Source organism: Acinetobacter sp. YH01022, assembly GCF_013420235.1.
Classification (GTDB): domain Bacteria; phylum Pseudomonadota; class Gammaproteobacteria; order Pseudomonadales; family Moraxellaceae; genus Acinetobacter.
In genome coordinates, this window is the sequence record NZ_VOYP01000073.1 from 1 (window position 1) to 8,416 (window position 8,416).

At 40.0% G+C, this 8,416-nt stretch carries 9 protein-coding genes, 3 pseudogenes and 1 other annotated feature; of the genes and pseudogenes, 6 read left to right on the forward strand and 6 right to left on the reverse strand.

All coding sequences use genetic code 11. The features are described from left to right. Nucleotides 1-228: 228 nt before the first annotated feature. Nucleotides 229-315: pseudogene (locus tag FTT87_RS15160) on the forward strand (IS982 family transposase); the annotation flags it as partial. A gap of 9 nt (nt 316-324) precedes the next feature. Continuing rightward, a pseudogene (locus FTT87_RS15165) lies at nt 325-455 on the forward strand (IS5/IS1182 family transposase); the annotation flags it as partial. Nucleotides 456-603: 148 nt separating this feature from the next. Here the strand turns inward: FTT87_RS15165 and add are convergent. The 3 genes from add to FTT87_RS15180 all read right to left on the reverse strand — a co-directional run bounded on the left by add (nt 604) and on the right by FTT87_RS15180 (nt 3,509). Then, complete coding sequence (add, locus tag FTT87_RS15170) at nt 604-1,635, reverse strand: adenosine deaminase (RefSeq protein WP_180042839.1); 1,032 nt, start codon at nt 1,633-1,635, stop codon at nt 604-606. Between the two features lie 306 nt (nt 1,636-1,941). After that, complete coding sequence (locus FTT87_RS15175; RefSeq protein ID WP_180042840.1) at nt 1,942-2,643, reverse strand: VIT family protein; 702 nt, start codon at nt 2,641-2,643, stop codon at nt 1,942-1,944. A gap of 515 nt (nt 2,644-3,158) precedes the next feature. Next, entirely contained in the window at nt 3,159-3,509 is a 351-nt protein-coding gene (locus FTT87_RS15180; protein WP_086176086.1) for a DUF3147 family protein, read from the reverse strand. A gap of 224 nt (nt 3,510-3,733) precedes the next feature. Here FTT87_RS15180 and FTT87_RS15185 point away from each other — a divergent pair, with 224 nt between their 5' ends. The 3 genes from FTT87_RS15185 to FTT87_RS15195 all read left to right on the forward strand — a co-directional run bounded on the left by FTT87_RS15185 (nt 3,734) and on the right by FTT87_RS15195 (nt 6,148). Next, a complete protein-coding gene (locus FTT87_RS15185; RefSeq protein ID WP_180082754.1) occupies nt 3,734-4,243 on the forward strand; it encodes a MerR family transcriptional regulator in 510 nt (169 codons plus the stop codon). A 156-nt stretch (nt 4,244-4,399) separates the two neighbouring features. After that, complete coding sequence (locus tag FTT87_RS15190) at nt 4,400-5,734, forward strand: ISNCY family transposase (protein ID WP_104483800.1); 1,335 nt, start codon at nt 4,400-4,402, stop codon at nt 5,732-5,734. 105 nt (nt 5,735-5,839) lie between these two features. After that, a complete protein-coding gene (locus FTT87_RS15195) occupies nt 5,840-6,148 on the forward strand; it encodes a transposase (RefSeq protein ID WP_373423531.1) in 309 nt (102 codons plus the stop codon). 77 nt (nt 6,149-6,225) lie between these two features. On the opposite strand, the gene FTT87_RS15200 is transcribed toward FTT87_RS15195, so the two are convergent. From FTT87_RS15200 to FTT87_RS15210, 3 genes are all read right to left on the reverse strand, one after another. Then, nucleotides 6,226-6,726, reverse strand: a complete 501-nt coding sequence (locus FTT87_RS15200) for an acetyltransferase (protein WP_180044636.1) — start codon at nt 6,724-6,726, stop codon at nt 6,226-6,228. A 35-nt stretch (nt 6,727-6,761) separates the two neighbouring features. Beyond that, nucleotides 6,762-6,938, reverse strand: a complete 177-nt coding sequence (locus FTT87_RS15205; protein WP_180044637.1) for a hypothetical protein — start codon at nt 6,936-6,938, stop codon at nt 6,762-6,764. Nucleotides 6,939-7,165: 227 nt separating this feature from the next. Beyond that, nucleotides 7,166-7,714 carry a recombinase family protein gene (locus FTT87_RS15210; protein WP_180044638.1) on the reverse strand — a complete coding sequence of 183 codons (549 nt, stop codon included), beginning with the start codon at nt 7,712-7,714 and terminating at the stop codon, nt 7,166-7,168. Between FTT87_RS15210 and FTT87_RS15215 the strand changes: the two are divergent. After that, nucleotides 7,700-8,307 (forward strand): annotated as a pseudogene (locus FTT87_RS15215) (IS3 family transposase); the annotation flags it as partial. The gene FTT87_RS15210 and the pseudogene FTT87_RS15215 overlap by 15 nt on opposite strands. Further along, nucleotides 7,840-7,956: a sequence feature (AL1L pseudoknot), on the forward strand. It overlaps the preceding pseudogene by 117 nt. Nucleotides 8,308-8,416 lie beyond the last annotated feature (109 nt).

Sequence of the window (8,416 nt, forward strand, 5' to 3'; positions counted from 1 at the left end):
GTTCAAATGGCTATTCTACGTTTGATTGGTTTTGGAAAAAAAGAAGAATTTAAGAAAGTGCTAGCAATTTTAAGAAAGAAAAAGCCTGATAGGACAAGGATCCTATGAAATTTGTCGTGTACAGAGACATTAAATATAACCCGAATCGCGGATAAGAAAATGACTTGAAAAATAAGAGGACTAGAGCCATCAGTTGAGTTACCACACAAAACCTAAAGCCCTAGTCTGATGTTCAATAGTACCGAATTATTCTGCGTAATTGATGATTTCTTTCTGAAATTTGAAGCAACTTATTGGAAATTTCTCAAACAAAGCCATCATTGACATTTAGTTGAAAATGCTTTTGCGAGATTAAAACATTTCCGTGCTATTGCACTCGATTTGATAAACTAGCACGCAATTATAAATCTATGATCCATATAGCCTGCATATTTATTTGGTGCAAAGCCAAATGAGGACACACCCTAGTTAGTGCTGTTTTTTATCTAATTTAATAACTTCTAAGTCTTTGCTAATTAATAAATTTTATAAAAATCAATATATTGTGCATGAAAACGAGGGGTATTCTGATGACAATAAGAAACAGATGATGACTGATTTGCATCAATCCCTGTAATTGATTCCTGAAAAGGCGTTACGCTGCGATACTTTCTCTTGAAGTTGCTGTTTTTCCTGAGCGGATAAAAAGGCGATGCTCAAACCGTTTTGCTGCGCTTGTCGGATTTGTGCTTCGGACAAGCCTGCCTGTGGTGCTGCGTGTAAATATTCATGTTGAATATCAATGCCTTCAACCGCAGGATCGTCACTATTAATCGTGGCTAAAATGCCATGTTCAAGAAAGGTTTTAAGCGGATGTTGAGCAATATTGGCAACGGTACTGGTTTGCAGATTTGAGGTAATGCAGGACTCAATCCCGATCTGATATTTAACTAAATAATCTAGTAATTTTGCATCTTCCACAGCTTTCACCCCATGCCCGATACGGGTTGCACCGAGGGTTTGAATCGCTTGCCAAATACTGCTTGCACCAGCGGCTTCACCTGCATGGACGCTGATGTGCCAGCCTGCATCACGAGCTCGCTTGAAATGATCAATAAACAGTTCCCCTGGAAAGCCCAGTTCATCACCTGCCAAATCTAGTGCGGTAATCTGGTCACGATGAGTCAGTAAGGCATCCAGTTCTTGCTGACAGCGAGCCTGCCCAAAGGTACGACTCATAATACCGATGAGCTTAGCAGGAAGATCCAAGTAACGGCTGCCTTGCTGAACGCCATCAATCACGGCTTCGACTACCCCAGCCAGTGGAAGTTGATGGCTCATCGCCATATAAAAGGGAGAAAAGCGCATTTCGACATAGTCCAAACCTTGTTGTGCTGCATCTTGCATATTTTCCCATGCGACACGACGGCAGGCTTCCAAATCACCCAAGACTTTCACGCCCCAGTCCAGTTTGTTTAGGAAGCTCAGCAGGTCTGGCTGATTATCCATGACTTGAACATGCGGTAGTAGTTCCGGCAGGGTGTTGGCAGGCAGTTGAATCTGGAATTGCTGCCCCAGTTCTAAAATGGTTTGCGGACGGATATTGCCATCGAGATGGCGGTGTAAATCGGTGAGCGGGATATTTTTATCAATCATTATTATTCACCTAAGGGTTTATCTAGTCAGAAAAGCGTGATGTCCTCGCAGCATAATCGCAAGTGGATTCATTCGGCTACTGCATAATCATATATGCCGTAGTGAAGGCGATATTTTAAAAGACATAAGCCTTTATTGAATGGGTTATGGAGTATTGTTCTATCCCCGCTGATGGACCTGAACAGTGCTAAGAACATACTTGTGCTTGGGCATGATCTAGCAGTAGGAATCACCGTCCTTAAAGGGCGGTGAGGATGTCAAACCCATCATGGGTAGAGCGAGTGGGGGAACATATAAAAAGCGATCTTATGCCACGCTCACATTAAATAATGATCCGATCCAGGAGCTGAATAGCATCGCGATAATGCCCCAAAGCATTACCCGGATTGAACCTCTCCAGATGCTGACTCCGCCTACATAACTGGCCAGTGCACCCATAATGCCAAGACTTAATACCCCAATCAGCATCACGCCTTTCTCTAAATATTGCTCAGGCATCAACATGATTGAAATTAAAGGAAAGAGTGAACCGACTGTAAATGCAGTGGCTGAAGAAAACGCAGCGCGAAAGGGCTGTGCAGAGGTATGATCTAAAATACCAATTTCATCACGAGCATGGGCATCTAAAGCATTATGTGCGGTCAGCTGGCGGGCGACTTCTTCAGCTAAAGTGGGTTGTAATCCGCGTTGTATATAAATATTTTTTAACTCATTCAATTCATGTTCGGGATGGCGTTGCAGTTCACGTTGTTCCATCTCCAGATCATTCTGTTCAATGTCCTGCTGGGATTTAACCGAAATATATTCACCTGCAGCCATTGATGCAGCCCCAGAGATCAATCCGGCGATACAGGTCACCAGTAGGGTATGGGTAGATGCGCCACTGGCTGCAATTCCCACCACCAGACTGGTGACTGAAATAATCCCGTCATTTGCCCCCAGCACCGCTGCACGTAACCATCCAGCACGTTCAATATAATGTTTTTCGATATGATAAGAATGGCGCACAATAAACTCTCTTGCTGTTATCCAAATGATTATAGTCAATATAGGATGACTAAACCTTAATTGAGCGAGACAATAGCGAATATAAATCCATATCCATACCTATCCCTGCCATTTTGAATAAATTGCTTTAAATAGCCATCAATCCAGGACTGCATCCATATTCAGGCTTGATATCATGGGTATTTCGTTCACTGGTAGTCAAATTAAGATTCAGATAATCTTCAGATCTTAAAGTTAAGCTCTAATCAATGCTATTTTTTGAATGCTTTTCCTACTTGATGGGGTTAATCATAGAAGGGGAATATAAACGCCAGAGTTTGGTATACACAGTTTCCCAATGATGCTTATTCATATCATGTCGTTCCACTTTCAATTATCTAAAGAGTGGGCATCTTGAAAAATCTACTGATCTCTACAAGGCTTTTGATAATCTCTAAGATTGTGGGTTTTAGCGAAATGAACATTTCCGTAAAAAAAGATTTATTCTGATTCAATGTGAGTAATCGTTTCATCCTTTACATTAAATCAATACCGAAATGGTGCAAGATAGCGGCCCATGCCAGGAAAATAACAAGGGTCATTACACAACAAAGGGCTAGAGCTGGCCAAAATCCATAACGCTGATACAGGAGGGGAAATGCTAAAAACATCGGTAAGGTCGGCACCACATACCAAAAAGTGTACCAAGCATGATTTGAAATTTTCTGTGGATCTTGATGCTCAAGTTTCATCCATATCAGCACCAGTACCGTTACAATCGGTAAGGCTGCGATCAACCCGCCTAAACGGTCACTACGTTTGGCCACTTCTGAAATAAGTATTACCATCCCAGCTGTGAGCGCATACTTAGCAATAAGCCAGACCATGTGCATTCCCTGTAATTCATCAAAATTTTATTTTATATTGGGTTGAAATCAGTTACATATTTTATTTCATCGATAGCTGAGGAGCGATGATGAGCTGTCAGCCTAAAATAAAAATGACTGTGTTTTGGGTATCCTTAATTTGTGAAATAAATAATTTTTCAAGATTGACCTGTCTATAAGTAAAGGGTTTACCTTAATTGAACAATGAACGAATGACAAAAAATATGCTTACTGTAACCCGCTTAGCTAAAAGTCTCAATTTATCGAGAACCACCGTTCTTTATTATGAGAAACAGGATTTATTAAAACCTAGATTTATAGCTGAAAATGGTTACAGATGGTACGGTGAAAGTGAGATCGAGCGACTGAAAAGTATAGTCTCTTATCGCGCTTACGGACTATCAATTTCAGATATCCGCTTGCTTTTAGAACCGTGTAGCATATCCCAAGGTCAAATCTTGGAAAATCATTTTAGGGCATTGGAGAAAGAGATTAATAACTTAAGGGGTCAGCAAAAAGCTATCATTGAGTTATTAAAAAAATCAATTTTATTAAAGGAAAAGTTCATGAATAAAGCGAAATGGGTAGAAATTATGACTGCTGCGGGTTTATCAAAAGAAGATATGATGAAGTGGCATCAAAAATTTGAAGAAATGGAGCCTGAAGAGCATCAGAAATTTTTAGAGTCACTAGGAATTTCACCAGAGGAAATTTCACAGATTCGCAACCTCTAGCATTTCCTCTCTTTGAGCCTAATCTCATAATATTTAACATAATGTACGTTATACGAAATAGCAATGTTAGAACCCATTCAAAATGTCTATATTCTCACTAATAAAAATGTCTAGTTTATGATGGGTTAACCATCATGGACTGGATATGAAATATAGATGCTGATCACTATGTCTGACAAAGAAATTCAACGTCTTGCTGTTCTGCAAGACGTTCGAGATCAACGTATTACACAAGTCCGTGCTGCTGAAATCCTCAATCTTTCAACCCGTCAAATTACCCGATTATTACAGAAGCTCAATCAAGATGGTGTTTCAGGTATGGCGCATGCCAGTCGTGGTCAACCTGGCCATCGTCGCCATGATGATTTATTAAAATCAAAATGTCTTTCCATTATTTCTGAACATCTGCTGGGATTTGGACCCACCTTGGCCCATGAGAAGCTCAGCAGCATATTTGACCTGAATATCCCGGTAGAAACGCTTCGGCGCTGGATGACGGCCAATGACCTGTGGATTCCGCGATCCAAGCGCCTTAAACGTCCATATCAGCCACGTTATAATCGGGATTGCTTCGGTGAGCTGATCCAGATTGATGGCTCATATCATGACTGGTTCGAAGGACGCGCTGCTAAGTGCTGTTTATTGGTGTATATCGATGATGCCACTGGAAAGCTGTTACATCTGCGCTTCTGTGAGGCGGAAACGACCTTCGACTATATGCTTTCAACCCGAGCCTACATTGAACAATACGGTAAGCCTCTGGCCTTTTATAGCGATAAACATTCGGTCTTCCGAGTGAACCAGAAATCGAGCCAGGACAGCAAGATCACGCAATTTGGCCGGATTCTGAATGAGTTAAACATTGATATTATCTTTGCCAACTCACCACAGGCCAAAGGTCGCGTAGAACGCGCGAATAGAACCCTTCAAGACCGTCTGATCAAAGAGATGCGTCTGGAAGGCATCAGTTCAATTGCCGAAGCCAATGCCTGGCTACCCTGCTTTATTGAGCATTTCAACCAGAAGTTCACCAAGTGTGCGAGAAACCCAAAGAACTTGCATCGATCTTTAACGGAATCTGATGCTGAGCTGGAGGATATATTCACCTGGCAGGAACCGCGTAAGGTCACGAAGAACCTAACCATCACGTATGACAAGTGTATTTATCTGCTTGAACCGATAGAGCTGAATCATAAGCTTGTTGGGCAATACATTTCATTTCTGGAGTACCCGGATGGCACTGTGGCCATCATGCATGAAGGCCGAAAGCTCAACTACAGCATCTTTAATAAATTGGCTGGGCTACAGCAAAATGAGATTGTTGAGAATAAACGGTTAGGTGCAGTTCTGGCACATATTCAACAGCAGCATGAAGAATTGGAAAAACAGAATAAATGTTCAAGAACAAATAAAAATATGCCAAGCCGTAAAGCTCAGAAAGCCGATATTGAACAAAGAAAGTTAAATCCTGTGCTTGACTCTTGTGGTTAAAAACAGGACATTTTAAATGGTTTATCGCATAGACATTTTAATTGGTGAATAACAAGCAAACAATGTAAGCCCAAAATAGAAATGTCCGGTTTCTCCAAAGTAAAAATGTCCGCTTTTAGAATATGCACTTTCGGTGAAATCGTTCGTTCTGCTTTAGACCAAGGTATTGATTTGATTACGTATCATCGAAAGAACATGAAATCTGTACAACTTTGTGCATCAGATGAATATCACTTAAGACAGCGCAATAAAATAGAAACGTTATTCAGTTTATTGAAAGGACAATATAATTTAGTGACGAGTAAAGCTCGTAGTATTCATGGATTTCTAAGTGGGATTTATGCTTCTTTATGTGCATACCAATTAACCCATCGAAATAAGCCAACAATTCAAATTATGAAATCATTGGCTTAAGCAGGATTCGGGTTAATATATACTTTTCTAAAAATTTGACTTTTTTATAGTTAAAATAATTTTTTACCAAAAATTTATTAAGATTGAATAATGGATGTATACATTGTACGAAGTTCATCATTACCACTACTAGTTTCAATCAATTTAAATCCATGTTTTTCATATAAAGCTATAAGCTTAGGTTGATTTTCACACTCAAGAATAATTACACGTCCTCCGATCAAGGCTTGAGCTTGGGCAATAACATTGTAAATTTCACTTAGAATGTTATCCAACTTAATTGGATTAGGTTTAATCATGCTATTTTTACCGATCTGACCAATCAAATAGACTTTTAACGTATCAGCAGTCTTACTCATGCCATTCAGTTTTTTGATGGCTGTTCCTGAAAGACTTTCTGTATTAATTATAATTTCTTTGAATGAAATTGAAAAATAAGCAAGTAAATCACCATTTCTCTCATCTAAAATTAGATAAGTACGAGAAATAGAAGATTTTTCAAATCTAATCCCTTTACCTTTATTTAGTAAAAAGCTTTCAACATCAGGATTTTGAGGGCAGGCAAAGTTATCATTCAAGAACTGGCAAACGCTATCTTCACCATGTTCTTGAATTAACGCTTCGAGTTGGACAATCGTTGTTTTAATAGCTTAATACCCTTTGCATTTTCTGCATTATAATCACGAGCAGAAACCTCAATTTTACGAGGATTTTCCAAGTCTTGAATTATAGCATGAATTGCTTTAGGGCTTTCAATTGTAAAGCTTTTATTGAACGAGACAGTAGCCATTACAAGGTACTCCTCTAGTTTTGGCACTTAATGAATATTCATTAAAGTTCACTAAACTTCACGAATATTCACTTACGTGCTCAATAGTAGATTCTTTCACCCCAAATGTAAACTTTTCTTTAATTTTATTAAATTAAAACAATGAAAAATAATAATTTAAATAATTTTAATCGTAGAGTGGATAGCTACCTATTTTGTAGACACCTTTCAGTTCATCTAGAGAATCATTAATTACTTCGTTTTAAATATCGATAAACAGCCTGTCGGCTAATACCAAATGCTTTTGCCAAATCAACTTTGGATGAATATCTTCCTTCATCCCAGGCTTGTCGCAGGGCTTGAGCCTGATCAGGATTCAATTTATGGACACGACCTTTATATTTGCCATGGGCTGCTGCAATTTTAATTCCTTCTTTTTGGCGTTCCAGAATAATTTCCCGCTCGAATTGAGCAAAAGCGCCCATGAGCTGCAACATCAAGTTATCCATTGGCGTAGCCTGAGCTGTGAAGGTAATGTTCTCTTTGACAAACTGGATGGCAACTCCTCTTTTGACAAGTTGATCTACTTCAGTGACTAAATCTTTTAGACTCCGGGCAAAACGATCCATGGAGTGAACAACAATCATGTCCCCTTCACGCACATAGCTCAACATTTCCTGAAATTTTGGGCGGGCAGTATTTTTTCCAGAAGCCTTATCGATAAAAACCCGGTCAACCTCAATTCCCTCAAGTTGACGTCCAATATTTTGGTCAACAGAGCATTGCGTGTTTGGCATCAAAAATATTTAGATAAACAAAATCCAGTTAAAGTACAGCAGCTTTCAGATCAAGAACGTATTAAACAACTCGAACGTGAAAATAAAGAACTGCAACGTGCTAACGAAATTCTACGTAAAGCAGCCGCTTTTTTCGCCCAGGCGGAGCTCGACCGCCCACACAAATAATGGTGGATTTTATCCATAATAATAAAGACCTATATGGTGTTGAAGCGATTTGTAGGATTTTACCGATCGTAGCTTCGACCTATTATCGAACTTTAGATCTCGCGGACAATCCAGAACATCGAGCGAAACGAGATCTACATGACTTGCATCATGCTAAACAAATTAAACGAATTTGGAAGGAAAGTTCAGGTCGGTACGGTGTTCGTAAAGTTTGGCAAAAGTTGAAACGTGAAGGCTATGTTGTTGCGCGCTGTACAGTTGCTCGATTGATGCAAAAGCTAGGTATACAAGGTGTTTGGCGTGGTAAGAATAAACAAACCACCCGTAGCCGAGATGATCAAAAACGAGCAGCCGACTTAGTGAAACGGGATTTTAGTGCAGATCAGCCTGACCAGCTATGGGTCGCAGACTTCAGTGTGCCGCAGCAAGCGGCGTAAGAGATGAGGGTATGGCCCCTCGCTATCGGCTTGCAGGAGCAGGTAGCAAACCACCATAAGCGGCTTGGATCAAAAGTCCCGGTCGTGAGCGTTATGG